The organism is Streptomyces sp. DSM 40868 (genome assembly GCF_011820545.1).
GTDB classification, from domain to species: Bacteria; Actinomycetota; Actinomycetes; order Streptomycetales; family Streptomycetaceae; genus Streptomyces; species Streptomyces eurythermus.
The window spans coordinates 3295785-3312427 of sequence record NZ_CP050504.1 but is presented as its reverse complement, the minus strand read 5'-3'; the positions used below and the strand labels follow the sequence as shown (position 1 = coordinate 3312427).

The window sequence follows — 16643 nt, the reverse complement described above, 5'->3', positions numbered from 1 at the left end:
GTGTTCAGTCACCTGCCTGGATCAGGCCGCCGCGGCGCCGCATCAGCAGCGCGGTGAACGCCATCGACAGGGCGAACAGCACCAGCGCCACCACACACGCCGAGCCGTAGTCGAAGCGCTGGAAGCCGAGGTTGTAGACGAGCTGGGGGAGGGTGAGCGTCGACTTGTCGGGATAGCCGGGCTCGAACTGGGTGCCGGCGCCCTGGATCACTCCGGAGGCGACCTTCCCGGCGACCAGCGGCTGGGTGTAGTACTGCATCGTCTGGATCACTCCGGTGACGACCGCGAACATCACGATCGGGGAGATGGCCGGCAGTGTCACGTACCGGAACCGCTGCCAGGCCGAGGCGCCGTCCAGCTGGGCCGCCTCGTACTGTTCCGCCGGCACGTCGAGCAGCGCGGCCATGAAGATCACCATCAGGTCGCCGATGCCCCACAGCGCCAGCAGGGTCAGCGCCGGCTTGGACCAGCCCGGGTCGCCGAACCAGCCCGGCGCGGGCAGCCCGGCCCGCTCCAGCAGGGAGTTCACCGGCCCGGTGCCCGGGTTGAGCAGGAAGGCGAAGGCCATGGTGGCCGCGACCGGCGGGGCGAGGTAGGGCAGGTAGAACAGGGTGCGGAAGACCCCCGTGCCCGTCTTGATCTTCGTGATGAGCAGGCCGACGCCCAGCCCGAAGACCACCCGCAGGCTCACCATCACCACGACCAGCCACAGCGTGTTGCGCAGCGCGGGCCAGAACAGCGGGTAGTGCTCGAAGACGTAGACCCAGTTCCGCCCGCCGGTCCACTCCGGCGGCCGGAAGCCGTCGTAGTGCATGAAGGAGAAGTAGACGGTCGAGAGCAGCGGGTAGGCGAAGAACACCGCGAAGCCGACGAGCCAGGGCGCCATGAAGGCGAGCGTGCGCAGGGTCGCGCGGCGGCGCTTGGCCGCCAGGGTGCCGGCGCTCATGGCCGCGCCTGCGCGATGTCGGTGTCGATCTGCGCGGCCGTCTTCTCCAGCCCGGCCTTCAGGTCGGTGGCCTTGCCGCTCTCGTAGTCGTAGCCGAACTGCTGGATCGTCACCAGGTACACCCCGCCGTTGACGGAGGCGGGCGCGGAGGTGGACCAGGGGTTGGCGGCGATGTCCAGGAACGTCTTGAACCGCGGGTCGTACTTCAGCTTCGGGGACTTCAGCGCGGCCAGCGTGGAGGGCACGTTGTGGATGTCGTTGGCGAAGCCGGTCACCGCGTCCGTGTCCGTGGTGACGTACTTGACGAACTCCCAGGCCGCGTTCTGCTTGCGGCTGGTGGCGGCGATGCCCGCGATGGTGCCGGTGATGTAGCCCTTGCCGTACTGGGCGGCCCGGTCGTCCGGGACGGGCAGCGGGGCCACCCCGATCTCGAAGTCCGGCTTCGCCTCCTCGGCCATCCCGAGCCGCCACTCGCCGTCCATCTGCATGGCGACCTGACCGGTGTGGAAGGGGTGCTTGGGGCCCCACTCGTCGCCCAGGGTGGACCGGAACCGCTCCAGCCTGCGGAATCCGCCGAGTTCGTCCACGAGCTTCTTCTGCAGGGTGAAGGCCCGTGCGAACGCCGGGTCCTTGGCGACGTTCGACTTGCCGTCCTTGTCGAAGTACGTCGGGGAGAACTGGCCGAGGTAGTGCTCGGTGGTGGACTCCCAGCCGTGGTAATTGGGCATGAACCCGAGCTGCCGGTAGCCGTCGCCCTGCCGGACGGTCAGCTTCCTGGCGTCGGCGAGGAACTCGGACCAGGTCCTCGGCGGGCGGGCGATGCCGGCCTTCGCGAACGCCGTCTTGTTGTAGTACAGCCCGTACGCGTCACCGAGCAGCGGGACCGCGCAGCGGTCGCCCTCGAACGCCGTGTACTCGGTCATGGGCTTCGGGAACGTCTTCTCCGGGTCGATCCCGGACTTGGCGAAGAAGGGGTTCAGGTCCACCAGCGCGCCCGAGGAGCAGAACCGGCCGACGTTGTTGGTGGTGAACGAGGAGACCACGTCCGGGGCCCGGTCGCCGCCCGTCCGCAGCGCCTGGTTGATCTTGTCGTCGGTCATGTTCCCGACGACCTTCACATGGATGTTGGGGTGCGCCCGCTCGAACCCGGCGACCAGCGACCGCACGGCCTTCACCTCGTTCGGCGCGCTCCAGGCGTGCCAGAAGGTGATCGTGACCTCCTTCGAGGGGTCGTCCGTGGCGCTTCCGACGGACTGGCCGGTACACGCGGTGGTGAGCAGCACCGCCCCGGCGGTCAGGGCGAAAGCCGCTTTTCGGGCGGCTCTGGGTATGGGTGTGGGCATGACGAGGTCTCCCAGGGGACGGGTTCGAAGAGGAGGGGGAAAGCGGGGGCGCTCAGCGCGAGGTGTCGAAGACCTCGTCGCGGGTGGCGGCGAGCGCGGACTCCAGCGCGCCGCGCAGCACCGGGTGTTCGCGGACCTCGCCGACGGCCAGCCGGGGCCGGGCCGCGGCCAGCTCCGCCAGTTCGGCCTGGACGAGGGCCCGCAGCACCTCGCCGCCGGCCGTCAGCGCGGAGCCGCTGAGCACGACGAGTTCGGGGTCGAGGACGGAGACGAGCGAGGCGAGGCCGGTGGCCAGCCGGGTGGCGTAGGTCCGCAGCAGTTCCCGGTGGGGGCCGTCGGCGTGGTCGGCGGCACGGGCCAGGAGCAGGGCGGCGGCCTCGGCGTGCGGGCCCGTGGGCACGTCGGATATGCCGAGTTCACGGGCCAGCGCCGGCAGCGCCTGCGAGCCGGCCAGCTCCTGGTAGCCGCCGCTGTTCGCCCGGGTGACGTGCCGCACCAGCGGGGCGCCCGGCACCGGCAGGAAGCCGACCTCGCCGGCGCCGCCGGTCCAGCCGCGGTGCAGCCGGCCGCCCAGCACCAGGGCCGCGCCCAGGCCCTCCTGGTTCCACAGCAGCACGAAGTCCTCGTGGCCGCGGGCCGCGCCCAGCCGCTGTTCGGCCACGGCGGCGAGGTTCACGTCGTTCTCGTACTCCACCGGCATCGGCAACGCCGCCGCCAGCTCGTCCAGCAGCGTGGGGGAGTGCCAGCCGGGCAGGTGGGAGGCGTAGCGCAGCCGCCCGGTGCCCGGGTCGAAGGCGCCCGGGGTGCCGATGACCAGCCGGTGCACGTCGGACCGGGCGAGCCCGGCGGCCTTGACCGCGCCGTCGAGGGCGTCGGTCACCTGCCGTACGACCGGCTGCGCGGGCCGCCGGCCGGGGGTGGGCAGCTCGTACTCGCCGACCGTGCGGCCGGTGATGTCGGCGACGGCGGCCCGGATGCGCTGCGGGGTGACGTCGAGCCCGGCGGCGTACGCCACGGCCGGATCGATCGCGTACAGCTGGGCGTTGGGGCCCGGCCGGCCCTCGCTGGTGCCGGTCACCCGGACCAGTCCGGCCGCCTCCAGGCGGGCCAGCAGCTGGGAGGCGGTGGGTTTGGACAGGCCGGTGAGCTTGCCGATCCGGGTGCGCGACAGCGGCCCGTGCGCCAGCAGCAGGTCCAGGGCGGCGCGGTCGTTCATGGCGCGCAGGACGCGCGGGGTGCCCGGCGTACCGGCGGTTCCTGCCATGGGGGTTCCACACCTGCCTCTCCAGCCGCCCAGCTTTTCAGTGACCCGGGGGAGGCGTCCAGTCCTTGATCGACGGACCCAGGAAGATCACTGCGGTCACTGTTAGGAAAGTTTCCTGTCCGGGTGGGAGGAACGTAAGCCGAGGGCGGAGGGGGCGTCAATAGGCGTCAATGGCAGCGGCCCCTTGGGCAACGTTGTCGTTGGTCCCAAGGGGCCGCGGGGCCGGGGCTCAGCTCTTGACGAAGGGGGCGGTGTCCAGGGCGGGGTACGGCGCCGGGAGGGGGAGCGGGTCGCCGAGGGTGACCTTGGTGTCGGAGCTGTATGAGGCGTCGCCCTCGTCGGCCTTCTCGGGGAGGACCGGGTCCGTGTAGCAGTGGGCCGTCTTGGCGTGGCGGTCGATGAGGACGTAGACGGGGCCTCGTCGCGCTGATGCCAGGCTAAGCCCGCGTCGGGCGCCCCGGCAGAACGATGGGGCAGTCCGTGCGCCGCCGCGCCGGAATGCCCCATCTGTTCACTCGAACGAGTGTGCTGAAACCGTTCCCCTATTTCGCCGGCGGTGCCGGTCGCTGGGTGACGATCGGGGACGCCGCCGCCGACTGCGGAGAGTCCGCGTTGGAGTACACCGAGGGGGCCGCCACCGTCGCCGTCGGGTCCGGGGCCTCCTCGGCGTCCTCGACCGCCGTCGCGCCGCCCACGATCCGGATGCTCGCCGCGTCGAACGCCCGCTTGATCCGCCAGCGCAGCTCCCGCTCCACCGTCACCGACTTGCCCGGCATGGTCTTCGCCGAGACCCGGACCACCATGGAGTCGATCAGCACCGAGTCCAGGCCGAGGACCTCCACCGGGCCCCACAGCAGCTCGTTCCAGGGCTCTTCCCGGCTCATCCGCTCGGCGACCTCGTCCAGCGTGGCCTTGACCCGGTCCAGGTCCTCGCTCGCCCGGACGGTCACGTCGACCCCGGCCGTCGCCCAGCCCTGCGACAGGTTCCCGATCCGCTTGACCTCGCCGTTGCGGACGTACCAGATCTCCCCGTTCGCGCCGCGCAGCTTGGTCACCCGCAGCCCGACCTCGATCACCTCGCCGGTGGCCACGCCCGCGTCGATCACGTCACCGACGCCGTACTGGTCCTCCAGGATCATGAACACACCGGACAGGAAGTCCGTGACCAGGTTGCGCGCGCCGAAACCGATCGCCACACCCGCGACACCGGCCGACGCCAGCAGCGGCGCCAGGTTGATCTCGAAGGTGGACAGCACCATCAGCGCGGCCGTGCCGAGGATCAGGAAGCTCGCCACCGAGCGCAGCACCGAGCCGATCGCCGCCGAGCGCTGCCGCCGCCGCTCGGCGTTGACCAGCAGCCCGCCCAGCGCGGTGCCGTCCACGGCCTGCGCGGTACGGCCCATCCGGTCGATCAGCTGGGTGATCGCCCGCCGCACCGCCGCCCGCAGCGCCACCGCCACGATCACGATCAGCAGGATCCTCAGGCCCATCGCGAGCCACGTCGACCAGTTCTGCTCCACCCAGCTCGCCGCGTTCGTCGCGCTCTCCTGGGCGTCCTGGAGCGTCGGCACGGCCGGGCTCGTCGACTGCGACGGCGACGGGGACGGGGACGGCGACGCGCCGGCGGTCACGAGGAGGGCGGGCAGGGACGACACGGCAGGTACCTCCAGGTGCTGCGCGGTCCGTACCGGCGGGGGTCAAGGTCACGAAAAGGTCACCGGTCGGACGGAACCACCACACTAACGGGGCAGCGCGGGTGCCCCCCGCCGTTCCGTGCGGCGGGAGCGCAGGAGAGACACGGCTCACGCGGGCTTGAACAGGGCGTGGTCCGGGGGAGGAATCAGATGTGGTCGAAAACACTCTCAGCCCGTTACCGGGACATGGTGGCGCTTCCACCAGGCATGAGGGGAGACTGACTGCAGATCGTCCCGGCGCGAGCCACGCGCCGCCGACGCCCAAGGAGGCACCCGTGCCGCATGTCCTGGTCCTCAACGCGTCGTACGAGCCGCTCGGCGTCGTACCGCTCCGCCGCGCGCTCGTCCTCGTCCTGGAGAACAAGGCCGTCTCCCTCGAGGAATCCGGCGCCTATATGCACAGCGCGACCGTCACCCTCCCCGCACCCAGCGTGGTCCGGCTCAAGCGATTCGTCCGGGTCCCCTACCGGGGGCCCGTCCCGTTGACCCGCCGTGCGCTCTTCGCGCGCGACGGGGGCCGGTGCATGTACTGCGGTGGCGTCGCAACCAGCGTCGACCACGTCATCCCGCGCAGCCGCGGGGGCAAGCACGTCTGGGACAACGTGGTGGCCTCCTGCCGCCGCTGCAACCACGTCAAGGCCGACCGCCACCTGGTCGAGCTGGGCTGGCGGCTGCGGCACAAGCCGGCCCCGCCGACGGGGCTCGCCTGGCGCATCATCGGCACCGGCCACCGGGACCCGCGCTGGCTGCCGTACCTGCAGCCGTACGGCGCGGACGACGCCCTGGCCCGGATCGACGGAGTGTCCGCCTAGGACGGAGCGCCCGCCCGGGTCCGGGCCGGTGTGCGTACGCCCGGCGGGCGCGCCGGGCCGCACGGAATGCACCCCGCCGGTCACCGGGACCGATGCCGGATCACTCGGGGGACCGATGCGGGATCACCCGGGCGCCGGTCATCCGTCGCGCGTGGGCGCGGGCTCACGGGGTAGGCCTGCCGTAACCCGGCCACGGCCGACCCGTGGCACCCGCACCCCGACAAGGAGGCCCCCGTGGCCGCTCGCCTCACGATCCCGGCTCCGTCCAAACCCGTGGCGGCACCGTCCGCCGAGCCCGGCCAGGCGCCGCTGTGCGTCTTCAGCGCGGAGAGCGCGTCGGCACAGGCCCCGCTGACCAGCGAGCCGCCGCTGCCCGACGCCGAGCCGCTGACCAGCGAGCCCCCGCTCGCCGAGGCCACCCCGCTGACCAGTGAGGCCGACCCGGTCCCGGACTTCTGCGCGTCGGGGCTGTAGATGGCCGCGGCGCCCGCAGAGCACCTCACGGAGGATCTCGCCCGGCTCGCCGGACTGCACGGGGTCGCCACCTCCTACCGACCCGCCCCCGACCGTACGGTCCAGGTCCCCGCCTCCGCCGTGATCGCCGCCCTCGCCGCCCTGGGCGTCGACGCCTCGGGCCCGGACGCGGTGCGCGCCGCCCTCGCCGCCCGGGAGCACGAGCTGAGCGAGCGGCTGCTGCCGCCGGTGGTCGTCCGCTGGGCAGGTGCCGAGCCGCCCGCCGCCCTCACCGGCCTGCCCGCCGGCACCGCGCTGCGCGTGGTGACCGAGGAGGGGGAGGACCGGGAGGGGACCGAGGGCCTGCCGCCGGGCGTCCACCGGCTGACCGCCACCGCCCCCGACGGCCGCACCGGCGAGGCGTATCTCGTCGTCGCCCCGGACCGGCTGCCCGCCCCGCCCGGCCGCTCCTACGGCCTGATGGTCCAGCTGTACTCCCTGCTGTCCCACCGCTCCTGGGGCATGGGCGACCTCGCCGACCTCGCGGAGCTGGCCGGCTGGGCCGCACGCACGGCCGGTGCCGGGTTCGTGCAGGTCAACCCGTTGCACGCGGCCGTACCCGGCGCCCCCACCGACCCCTCCCCGTACCGCCCCTCCTCCCGCCGCTTCCCCGACCCCGTCCACCTGCGTATCGAGGACGTCCCCGAGTTCGCGTACGCCGGGGACCGCGAGCGGCTCAGCGGCCTGCTGGAGCGGGCCGGGCGGCTGCGCGTCGCCGTCCTGGAGAAGGGCGCCCTCATCGACCGGGACGCCGTGTGGGAACTGAAGCGGGAGGCGCTGGAGGCGGTCCTGGCGGTGCCCCTGGGCCCCGGCCGGCAGGCCGCCTACGACGCCTTCCGCGCCGCCCACGGCCAGGCCCTCGTCGACCACGCCACCTGGTGCGCCCTCGCCGAGGCGCACGGCCCCGACTGGCACGGCTGGCCGGACGGGCTGCGCGACCCGCGCTCGGCCGCCACCGCGCGGGCGCGGGCCGAACTCGCCGGCCGGGTGGAGTTCCACACCCGCCTGGCCTGGCTCACCGACGGCCAGCTCCGGGCCGCCCAGCGCGCCGCCCGCGAGGCCGGCATGCCCGTCGGGATCGTGCACGACCTCGCCGTCGGCGTGCACCCCGGCGGCGCCGACGCCTGGGCCCAGCAGGACGTGTTCGCCGCCGGCATGTCCATCGGCGCCCCGCCGGACGCCTTCAACGCCCGCGGCCAGGACTGGGGCCTGCCGCCCTGGCGCCCCGACCGGCTCGCCGCCACCGGCTACGCGCCCTACCGCGAGCTGCTGCGCGCCTTGTTCCGCTACGCGGGCGCCCTGCGCATCGACCACGTCATGGGCCTGTTCCGGCTCTGGTGGGTCCCCGCGGGCAGCCCGCCCACCGAGGGCACCTACGTGCACTACGACGCCGACGCCATGCTCGCCGTCCTCGCCCTGGAGGCCGACCGGGCCGGGGCCGTGGTGATCGGCGAGGACCTGGGCACCGTCGAGCCCGGGGTGCGCGAGGCGCTCCAGCGGCGCGGGGTGCTCGGCACCTCCGTGCTGTGGTTCGAGCGGGACTGGGAGGGCGACGGCCGCCCGCTGCCGCCCGAGCGCTGGCGCGCCGACTGCCTGGCCACCGCCACCACCCACGATCTGCCGCCCACCGCCGCCCGGCTCACCGGCGACCACGTCGAGCTGCGCGACCGCCTCGGCCTGCTGACCCGCCCGGCCGCCGAGGAACGGGCCGGGGCCACCGCCGACGCGGCCGAGTGGCTGGCCCTGCTGGGCAGCCTCGGCCTGCTGGACCTGACGGCGGCCGGGCCGCCCGGCTCCGACGAGGAGGAGGAGATCCGCGCCGTCCACCGCTTCCTGCTGCGCACGCCGGCCCGGCTGATCGGCGTCTGGCTCCCGGACGGCGTCGGCGACCGGCGCCCGCAGAACCTGCCCGGTACCTGGGACGAATACCCGAACTGGCGCCTCCCGCTCGCCGACCCGTACGGCCGCCCGGTCCCCCTGGAGGAACTGGTCGCCTCGCCACGGCTGCGGGGGCTGCTGGACGTCCTCCGGGAGGACCGGCCGCCGGGAGGCTGAGAACAGGGCTGGAAAGGGGCGTGCGGGGGCGCCGGCCCCCGCCCGGCCGGCCCGCGCGTCCCCGGCGGTAAGGCACCCCGGGCGCGCGGCCTTCAGCCCGGTTCGCTAACTTGAATGCGTGGACAAGAACAACGCCCTGCGCGCCGGCGCCCTGGCCGCCGGTACGACGCTGATGATGCTGCTCATGTCGTCCCCCGCGCTCGCGCTGACCCGCGACGACGGTGACGACCCCGGCCCGGGCCTGAGCGTCATCCAGACGCTGGGCCTGTACGTCTTCCTCCCGCTGGTGCTGTTCGTGGTGATCGCCGGTCTGGTCATGGCGCTGGACAAGTCGCGGGCCAAGAAGGACACCACCTCGTCCAACATCAACGTCAAGCCCGGGGCAGGGGCCAAGGCCTGACCGCCCCGCCGGTTCGTTCGCCGGGGGCGCCCGTCCTCCCGCCGGTACGCGCGTACGCCGTACCCGGGTGAGACCGGCGCCCCCGGCGTTTTCGCGTGCCCGCGGAGCATCGTTCAGGGAAACTGAAAAGAACGATCGTAAAGATTCGATGGACCTGACGGTTCCGGCCTTGCGACGGTAGGGGCGCCCTCCCGACCGAGCCGACCCGAAAGGCCCCCTGTGCCCGCAGCCGCGCACCAGACCCCCCTCGCCCCCGCGGCCGCCCCCGCGCCCCGCGCCACCCGCTCCCGGCAGGCCGCCGCCCCCCTCCTCGGCCTGGCCTGCGCCGCGCTCGCCACCCTCGTCTGGTCCGGCAGCTTCGTCACCTCACGCGGACTGCACGACAGCGTCCCGCCCGTCCAGCACGCCTTCTGGCGGTGGGTGATCGCGCTGCTCGCCGTCGCCCCCTTCGGCGCCCGCCGGGCCTGGAGGCAACGGCACCTCTTCCGGCAGCACGTCCGCTACGTCCTCCTCGTCTCCCTCCTCGGCGTCGCCCTCTACAACACCCTGGTCAATCAGGCCGGCCTGACCACCCCGGCCGCCACCATGGGCATGATCATGGCCGCCTCACCGGTGCTCATGGCCGTCTTCGACCGGCTCGGCGGGGTACGGCTGGGCGCGCGGCGCACCACCGGACTCCTCCTCGCCTGCGCGGGCGTGGTGCTGCTCGTGGCCGGCGGCGGCGCGGGCTTCACCCCGGGCACCCTGTGGATGCCGGCCGCCGCCTGCTGCTTCGCCGGCTACAGCGCGCTGCTGCGCCGCCGGCCGGCCGAACTCGACGGCACCGCCTTCCTGTTCACCACCTTCCTCGCCGGCACCGTGCTGCTGCTGCCCGCGCACGCCGTCAGCCTCGCCGCGCAGGGCGGCTTCGACCCCGTGCCCGGCACGGTGCTGCCCCTGCTCTACGTCGGCGTGGCCTCCTCCGCGCTCGCCTTCTTCGTCTGGAACAAGGCCGTAGCCCTGATCGGCGCCACCCGCGCCGGCATCGTCTACTACCTCCAGCCGGTCTGCGTGGCCGCGCTGTCCTGGGCGCTGCTCGGCGAACACACCGGCGCCGTGGGCCTGGTGTGCCTGGCGCTGATCCTGGCCGGGGTGGTGCTGGGCGCGGGCTCCCGCCGCTGACCGTGCCCTGTAGCGTGCGCGCATGAGCGAGTGGGATCTGAGGAAGCTGCGGATTCTGCGCACCCTGCGCGAACGGGGCACGGTCACCGCGACCGCCGCGGCCCTGCACATGACCCCGTCCGCGGTGTCCCAGCAGCTCACCAATCTGGCCGCCCAGCTCGGTGTGGACCTGCTGGAGGCGCACGGCCGCCGGGTCCGGCTCACCGACGCGGCCCGGCTGGTGCTGGCGCACACGGAACCGGTGTTCGAGCAGCTGGAGCGGGCGGACGCGGCCCTCGCGGCCTACGCCCACGGCGACGCCGGGGAGGTCCGCGTCGGCGCCTTCCCGACCGCCGTCCCCGCCCTGGTCGTCCCGGCCGTGCGGGCGCTGCGGTACACCCACCCCCGGGTGACCGTCCGGGTCCGGGAGACGGAGGCCGCCGAGGCCTACCGGCTGCTGGCCGCCGGCGACGTCGACCTGGCCCTGTCCCTGGCGGCCGAGGTACCCGGCGCCGCCGACCCCCGCTTCACCCACGTCCCGCTGCTCGCCGACCCGCTGGACGTGGCCCTGCCCCCGGACCACCCGCTGGCCTCGGCCCCCGGCCTGACCCTCACCGACCTCGCCGCCGAACCCTGGATCCACGGCGGCAGCGGCCCTTGGTCCGACATCACCCGCCGCGCCTGCGAGGCGGCCGGCTTCACCCCCCGCCAGGGCCACTCGGCCTCCGGCTGGACCGCGATCCTCGCCATGGTGGAGGCGGGCATGGGGGTGGCCCTGGTCCCGAGGATGGCGGCGGACCCCCGGACCGCCGTCATCCTGCGCGAACTGACCACGAACCGCCCGGTCCGGCATGTCGTCGCGGCGGTCCGCAGGGGCGCGAGCTCCGCCCGGGCCATCACCCACACCCTCGACGCTCTGAAGGCGGCGGCGCGGCGCGTGACCCGGGCGTGAGCCGGGCCCGCGCACACGAAAGGGCGCCCGGTGCGAAAACCGGGCGCCCTTCGGTGGTGGGTCAGTGGGACGTCGCCGCCGCGTCCGCCGCCTGGGCCCTCAGGGCCCGCTCGATGCCCGCGCGGGACTCCGAGACCAGGCGGCGCAGGGCCGCGGTCGGGTCGGCCGTGGACAGCCAGGTGTCCGTCTTGGCCAGGGTGTCCTCGGACACCTGGACCGCCGGGTACAGGCCGACGGCGATCTGCTGGGCCATCTCGTGCGAGCGGGACGCCCACACGTCCTTGAGGACCTCGAAGTAGCGGTCCGTGTACGGTGCGAGCAGTTCCCGCTGGTCGGTCTGCACGAAGCCGCCGATCACGGCCTCCTGCACGGCGTTGGGCAGCTTGTCGGAGTCGACGACCGAGGCCCACGCCTCCGCCTTCGCCTCCGGCGTGGGACGCGCGGCGCGGGCGGTGGCCGCGTGCCGCTCACCGGCCGCCGTCCTGTCCCGCTCGTACTCGGCCGCGATCTCCGTCTCGTCGTACCGGCCGACCGCCGCGAGCCGCTCCACGAACGCCCAGCGCAGCTCGGTGTCCACGGCCAGGCCCTCGATGGTCTGCGTGCCGTCGAGCAGGGCCTCCAGCAGGTCCAGCTGCTCCGGCGTGCGCGCGGTCGCCGCGAACGCCCGCGCCCAGGCCAGCTGGTGGTCGCTGCCCGCCTCGGCCGCGCGCAGATGGGCCAGCGTGGCGTCGGTCCAGCGGGTCAGCAGCGCCTCGCGGGCCGACGGGTCGGCGTACAGGTCGATGGCCAGCTTCACCTGGCGGTGCAGCGACTGCACCACACCGATGTCGGACTCCTTGCCGATGCCGGACAGCACCAGGGAGAGGTAGTCACGGGTGGCCAGTTCGGCGTCCCGCGTCATGTCCCAGGCCGACGCCCAGCACAGCGCGCGCGGCAGCGACTCGGTGAAGTCGCCGAGGTGCTCGGTGACCACCGCGAGCGACCGCTCGTCCAGCCGGACCTTGGCGTACGACAGGTCGTCGTCGTTGAGCAGCACCACGGCCGGGCGGCGCCTGCCGGTCAGCTGCGGGACGGCCGTCAGCTCGCCGTCGACGTCCAGCTCGATCCGGTCGGTGCGCACCAGCTTGCCCGCGTCGGACAGGTCGTACAGGCCGATCGCGATGCGGTGCGGGCGCAGCACCGGCTCGCCCTTGGCGCCGGCGGGCAGCGCCGGGGCCTCCTGGCGCACCGCGAAGGAGGTGATGACACCGTCGGCGTCCGTCTCCACCTCGGGGCGCAGGATGTTGATGCCGGCCGTCTCCAGCCACTTCTTCGACCAGGTCTTCAGGTCCCGGCCGGAGGTCTCCTCCAGGGCGCCCAGCAGGTCCGACAGGCGGGTGTTGCCGAAGGCGTGCCGCTTGAAGTACGCCTGCACGCCCTTGAAGAACTCGTCCTCGCCGACGTACGCCACGAGCTGCTTCAGCACGCTGGCGCCCTTGGCGTAGGTGATGCCGTCGAAGTTGACGAGCACGTCGTCCAGGTCGCGGATGTCCGCCATGATCGGGTGGGTGGACGGCAGCTGGTCCTGCCGGTACGCCCATGTCTTCATGGAGTTGGCGAACGTGGTCCACGAGTGCGGCCAGCGGGAGCCGGGGGCCGCGGCCTGGCAGGCGATCGACGTGTACGTGGCGAACGACTCGTTCAGCCACAGGTCGTTCCACCACTCCATGGTGACCAGGTCGCCGAACCACATGTGGGCCAGCTCGTGCAGGATCGTCTCCGCGCGCACCTCGTACGCCGCGTCGGTCACCTTGGACCGGAAGACGTACTGGTCGCGGATGGTCACCGCGCCCGCGTTCTCCATCGCGCCCGCGTTGAACTCGGGCACGAACAGCTGGTCGTACTTCTCGAACGGGTACGCGTAGTCGAACTTCTCCTGGAACCAGTCGAAGCCCTGCCGGGTGACCTCGAAGATGGCGTCCGCGTCGAGGAACTCGGCGAGCGAGGGCCGGCAGTAGATGCCGAGCGGCACCGACCGGCCGTCCTTCTCGTACACGCTGTGCACGGAGTGGTACGGGCCGGCGATCAGCGCGGTGATGTACGTCGAGATCCGCGGGGTCGGCGCGAAGGACCAGACGTTGTCCTTCGGTTCCGGGGTGGGCGAGTTGGAGATGACGGTCCAGCCCTCGGGCGCCTTCACGGTGAACTTGAAGGTGGCCTTCAGGTCCGGCTGCTCGAAGGAGGCGAAGACGCGGCGGGCGTCCGGCACCTCGAACTGCGTGTACAGGTACGCCTGCTCGTCCACCGGGTCGACGAAGCGGTGCAGGCCCTCGCCGGTGTTGGTGTAGGCGCAGTCCGCGACGACCCGCAGGACGTTGGGGCCCTCAAGCAGGCCCGGCAGCGCGATCCGCGAGTCCTTGAAGACCTCGGCCGGATCGAGCGGATCGCCGTTGAGGACCACCTCGTGGACGGTGGGCGCCACCAGGTCGATGAAGGACTCGGTGCCGCCCCGGGCCACGTCGAAGCGCACCGTGGTCACGGACCGGTAGGTACCCCCACCCTGCGCGCCGGAGAGGTCGAGATCGATCTCGTACGAGTCAACGGTGAGCAGCTCGGCCCGCTGCTGCGCCTCTTCGCGAGTCAGGTTTGTGCCAGGCACGCGGTCATCTCCTCGTTATGTGTCGGTTGCGCCATCCTTCCATGGGAGTGACGGGGAACGCGATGTCCGGTTCCCGCCGGTGCCCGTGGCGCCGGAGGACGTGCTCCGAGGGGAGGACGCACACGCGGAAGGCCGCCCGGGGACGGCCTTCCGCGTGCCGCTGGTCCGCGTCGCGCGCTCAGCTCACCACGATCACCACGACACCGGTGCCGACGAGTCCGTTGTGGAAGCCGTTGCCGAAGAAGTTGTTCCGGAAGCCGCAGCCGTTGCCCCAGCCGCCGCGGTCGAAACAGCCGTGGTGGGTGGAGACCTGCCCCGGCGTGGCCGCCGAGGCCGGGCCCGCCGTGCCGATGGCCGCGCCACCGGCCAGGACGGCGCCGGCCGCGGATGCCGCGAGGAGACGCCTCACGCGTAGTGCTTTCATGGGCCTACCTTCCTTCCACGCCCTCGTGGGGTGGTCCCGGGACGGGGGCGATGGGCTACCGCGGCGCGCACGGGCACGGCGCGGTACAGGTGATGCCGCGGGGGCGAGGGCACGTCCCGTGTGCCCGGCCGGGCCTCGTGACCAGGGCGCTCGCCGACGGCGGGCACACCGCCCGACCGCGGCCCTCCTCCAACACGCTAGCGGCCCCCCGACGGCTCGGCATCTCGGACCCCGGCGCCCGCCCGGCACCGCCCCCCGGCGTCAGCCCGCCGCCCGCCCCGCCTCCGCCTCCGCCAGCGTCCGGGCGAACTCCCGTACCGTCTCCGTCTCCGCGTCCCGGTGCCAGATCAGGGCCAGTTCGGAGTCGGGGACGCCGTCGACGGGGACGTAGGCGATGTCGGTGCGCCGGTGCTGGGCGGCCGTGGGGTGGCACAGCAGCAGGGCGCCGCGGCCGGCGGCGGCCAGGGACAGGGCCTCCTGAAGGGTGGTCGCCGCCGGGCCGGGCAGCGCGCCGGGGGCGCGGGCGGCCCGCCAGTACGGCGGGGCCGGCGCCGCCGCGCCGATCAGCGGTACGGCCGCGAGGTCCGCCGCGCCGACCCGGTCCCGGCCGGCGAACGCGTGCCGGCGGGAGACGGCCAGCGTGTGCCGCTGCCGGGAGAACACCGGCCCGACGACCAGGTCCGGCTCCGCGACCGGCAGCAGCACCACCGCCGCGTCCACCGCTCCCCGCCGCACCGCCCCGAACGGGTCCGCGTACGGGATCTCCACCAGGTCGACCGAACGCGCCGCGTCCTTCGCCTCGAACGCCGTGACCGCCTCCAGCAGTGGCGCGTAGGCCGTCCCCTGGAAACCGAGCCGCAGCGGGCCGGTCCCGCCCCGGGCCACCGCCCGCGCGTCCGCCACCGCCGCGTGCAGCGCCCCGTACGCCGGACGCAGCCGCTCCAGGAAGCGTTCGCCGAGCGGGGTCAGCGCCACCCGGCGGCTGGAGCGGTGCACCAGCCGGGCGCCCACCCGGCGCTCCAGCGCGGCCAGCAGCTGGCTCACCCGGCTCTGCGACACGAACAACCGCTCCCCGGCCCGGCCGAAGTGCAGCTCCTCGGCGAGCACCAGAAAGCACTCCAACTCCCGTAGCTCCAGCCCGGACACGCGACTCCCTCCGCCGATCAATCCCGCTCATGCAAGGGTGAGCGGATCGCCGTTGTTCCCGCGCCGCCCGCGGCAAAGGCTGGAGGGCATGGTCTTCCACCGAACCCCCCACCCCCGCACCCGCGTCAGCCGGCCCGACATCCCGTCAGAGCGCACGGACCGGCCCTGGGCCGCCGTCGGGATGCTCGCCGGCGCCACCTTCGCCGTCGTCACCACCGAGATGCTCCCCGTCGGCCTGCTCACCTCGCTCGGCGCCGGACTGGACGTCTCCGCCGGCACCGCGGGCCTCGCGGTCACCCTGCCCGGACTGGTCGCCGCCGTCGCCGCCCCGCTGCTGCCGGTCGCCGTGCGCCGCGCCGACCGCCGTACGGTGCTGTGCGCGCTGCTGCTCCTGCTGGCCGCCGCCAACCTGCTCACCGCGCTCGCCCCCGCCTTCCCCGTGGTGCTCGTCGCCCGGCTGCTGGTCGGGGTGTGCATGGGCGGGGTGTGGGCTGTGGCCGCCGGGCTCGGCGCGCGGCTGCTGCCCGGGCCGTCGGCCGGCCGGGCCACCGCGCTGGTCTTCAGCGGGATCGCGGTCGCCTCGGTGCTGGGGGTGCCCGCCGGGACCTTCCTCGGCGCGGCGGCGGGCTGGCGCACCGCCTTCGCCGCGATGACCGGCTGCGCGCTGCTGGTGGCGGCCGGGCTGGCCGTCGTCCTGCCGCCGCTGCCCGCCGAGGGCGCCGTCCGCCTCGGCACGTTCCCCCGGCTGCTTCGCGCCGCACGGGTGCGGTGGCTGCTCGTCACCGTCGCCCTGCTGGTCACGGGCCACTTCGCCGCCTACACCTACGTCCGGCCCGTCCTGGAGCGCACCCCGGGCACCGGGCCGGGCCTGGTCGGCACCCTGCTGCTCGGCTACGGACTCGCGGGTGTCGCCGGGAACTTCGCGGGCGGGGCGCTCGCCGCCCGCCGTCCGCGCCGCGCCCTGCGGCTGATCGCCACGGTGCTCGGTGCGGTCGTGGTGCTGCTCGCCCCGGCGGGCCGCTCGGCCGCCGGGTCGGCCGCGCTGCTGCTGGTGTGGGGACTGGCCTACGGCGGGGTGTCCGTGTCCGGGCAGCGGGCCCTCACGGCCGCCGCGCCCGGGGCGCCGGAGGCCGCGTCGGCCCTGTTCGCCGGGGTGTTCAACGCGGCCATCGCGCTCGGCGCGCTGGCCGGCGGACGGCTCGCGGACGGACCCGGAACGACCGCCGTCCTGCTCACGGGCGGTGTGCTCGCCGGGCTGGCGGCCCTCACCCCGGGCCGGGACGAGCAAGGGGCGGCCACGTCACCGTGACCGCCCC

The 16643-nt window shown here is 74.0% G+C and carries 14 protein-coding genes; 7 read left to right on the top strand and 7 right to left on the bottom strand.

The genetic code is table 11. The features are described from left to right. Nucleotides 1-4: 4 nt before the first annotated feature. The 4 genes from HB370_RS14875 to HB370_RS14860 form a co-directional block, all read right to left on the bottom strand. On the bottom strand, nucleotides 5-946 hold the full coding sequence (locus tag HB370_RS14875; RefSeq protein WP_030790311.1) for a sugar ABC transporter permease: 942 nt from the start codon (nucleotides 944-946) through the stop codon (nucleotides 5-7). After that, a complete protein-coding gene (locus tag HB370_RS14870; RefSeq protein WP_030790314.1) occupies nucleotides 943-2289 on the bottom strand; it encodes an ABC transporter substrate-binding protein in 1347 nt (448 codons plus the stop codon). The genes HB370_RS14875 and HB370_RS14870 overlap by 4 nt, the downstream gene beginning before the upstream one ends. Before the next feature lie 52 nt (nucleotides 2290-2341). Further along, nucleotides 2342-3553 (bottom strand): ROK family transcriptional regulator, encoded by a 1212-nt coding sequence (locus HB370_RS14865; RefSeq protein WP_030790317.1) that lies wholly within the window; start codon nucleotides 3551-3553, stop codon nucleotides 2342-2344. A gap of 542 nt (nucleotides 3554-4095) precedes the next feature. Further along, complete coding sequence (locus HB370_RS14860; RefSeq protein ID WP_030790323.1) at nucleotides 4096-5208, bottom strand: mechanosensitive ion channel family protein; 1113 nt, start codon at nucleotides 5206-5208, stop codon at nucleotides 4096-4098. Nucleotides 5209-5522: 314 nt separating this feature from the next. Between HB370_RS14860 and HB370_RS14855 the strand changes: the two genes are divergently transcribed. From HB370_RS14855 to HB370_RS14830, 6 genes are all read left to right on the top strand, one after another. After that, nucleotides 5523-6059, top strand: a complete 537-nt coding sequence (locus HB370_RS14855) for an HNH endonuclease (RefSeq protein WP_030608086.1) — start codon at nucleotides 5523-5525, stop codon at nucleotides 6057-6059. 234 nt (nucleotides 6060-6293) lie between these two features. Beyond that, nucleotides 6294-6533, top strand: coding sequence for a hypothetical protein (locus HB370_RS14850; RefSeq protein WP_030790326.1), 240 nt, complete (start codon nucleotides 6294-6296; stop codon nucleotides 6531-6533). Beyond that, nucleotides 6534-8627 (top strand): 4-alpha-glucanotransferase, encoded by a 2094-nt coding sequence (gene malQ, locus HB370_RS14845; RefSeq protein ID WP_030790329.1) that lies wholly within the window; start codon nucleotides 6534-6536, stop codon nucleotides 8625-8627. Nucleotides 8628-8745: 118 nt separating this feature from the next. After that, nucleotides 8746-9027 (top strand): hypothetical protein, encoded by a 282-nt coding sequence (locus tag HB370_RS14840; protein ID WP_030790332.1) that lies wholly within the window; start codon nucleotides 8746-8748, stop codon nucleotides 9025-9027. Between the two features lie 315 nt (nucleotides 9028-9342). Next, a complete protein-coding gene (locus HB370_RS14835) occupies nucleotides 9343-10188 on the top strand; it encodes a DMT family transporter (protein ID WP_244406030.1) in 846 nt (281 codons plus the stop codon). A 22-nt stretch (nucleotides 10189-10210) separates the two neighbouring features. Beyond that, nucleotides 10211-11119, top strand: coding sequence for a LysR family transcriptional regulator (locus HB370_RS14830; RefSeq protein WP_030790338.1), 909 nt, complete (start codon nucleotides 10211-10213; stop codon nucleotides 11117-11119). 61 nt (nucleotides 11120-11180) lie between these two features. Here HB370_RS14830 and pepN read toward each other — a convergent pair whose 3' ends face one another. The 3 genes from pepN to HB370_RS14815 form a co-directional block, all read right to left on the bottom strand. Continuing rightward, nucleotides 11181-13757 carry an aminopeptidase N gene (gene pepN, locus HB370_RS14825; protein WP_030790340.1) on the bottom strand — a complete coding sequence of 859 codons (2577 nt, stop codon included), beginning with the start codon at nucleotides 13755-13757 and terminating at the stop codon, nucleotides 11181-11183. Between the two features lie 178 nt (nucleotides 13758-13935). Then, nucleotides 13936-14181, bottom strand: coding sequence for a hypothetical protein (locus HB370_RS14820; protein ID WP_244405526.1), 246 nt, complete (start codon nucleotides 14179-14181; stop codon nucleotides 13936-13938). 261 nt (nucleotides 14182-14442) lie between these two features. Continuing rightward, nucleotides 14443-15327 (bottom strand): LysR family transcriptional regulator, encoded by an 885-nt coding sequence (locus HB370_RS14815; RefSeq protein ID WP_030790346.1) that lies wholly within the window; start codon nucleotides 15325-15327, stop codon nucleotides 14443-14445. 181 nt (nucleotides 15328-15508) lie between these two features. On the opposite strand from HB370_RS14815, the gene HB370_RS14810 reads away from it, so the two are divergent. Beyond that, complete coding sequence (locus tag HB370_RS14810; RefSeq protein WP_244406028.1) at nucleotides 15509-16636, top strand: MFS transporter; 1128 nt, start codon at nucleotides 15509-15511, stop codon at nucleotides 16634-16636. Nucleotides 16637-16643: the final 7 nt, after the last annotated feature.

What these genes read in the sequence shown, in the direction of transcription:
- HB370_RS14875 (WP_030790311.1), bottom strand. Translation starts at nt 946, where the DNA reads ATGAGCGCCGGCACCCTGGCGGCCAAGCGCCGCCGCGCGACCCTGCGC.
- HB370_RS14870 (WP_030790314.1), bottom strand. Translation starts at nt 2,289, where the DNA reads ATGCCCACACCCATACCCAGAGCCGCCCGAAAAGCGGCTTTCGCCCTG.
- HB370_RS14865 (WP_030790317.1), bottom strand. Translation starts at nt 3,553, where the DNA reads ATGGCAGGAACCGCCGGTACGCCGGGCACCCCGCGCGTCCTGCGCGCC.
- malQ (WP_030790329.1), top strand. Translation starts at nt 6,534, where the DNA reads ATGGCCGCGGCGCCCGCAGAGCACCTCACGGAGGATCTCGCCCGGCTC.
- HB370_RS14830 (WP_030790338.1), top strand. Translation starts at nt 10,211, where the DNA reads ATGAGCGAGTGGGATCTGAGGAAGCTGCGGATTCTGCGCACCCTGCGC.
- HB370_RS14820 (WP_244405526.1), bottom strand. Translation starts at nt 14,181, where the DNA reads ATGAAAGCACTACGCGTGAGGCGTCTCCTCGCGGCATCCGCGGCCGGC.
- HB370_RS14810 (WP_244406028.1), top strand. Translation starts at nt 15,509, where the DNA reads ATGCTCGCCGGCGCCACCTTCGCCGTCGTCACCACCGAGATGCTCCCC.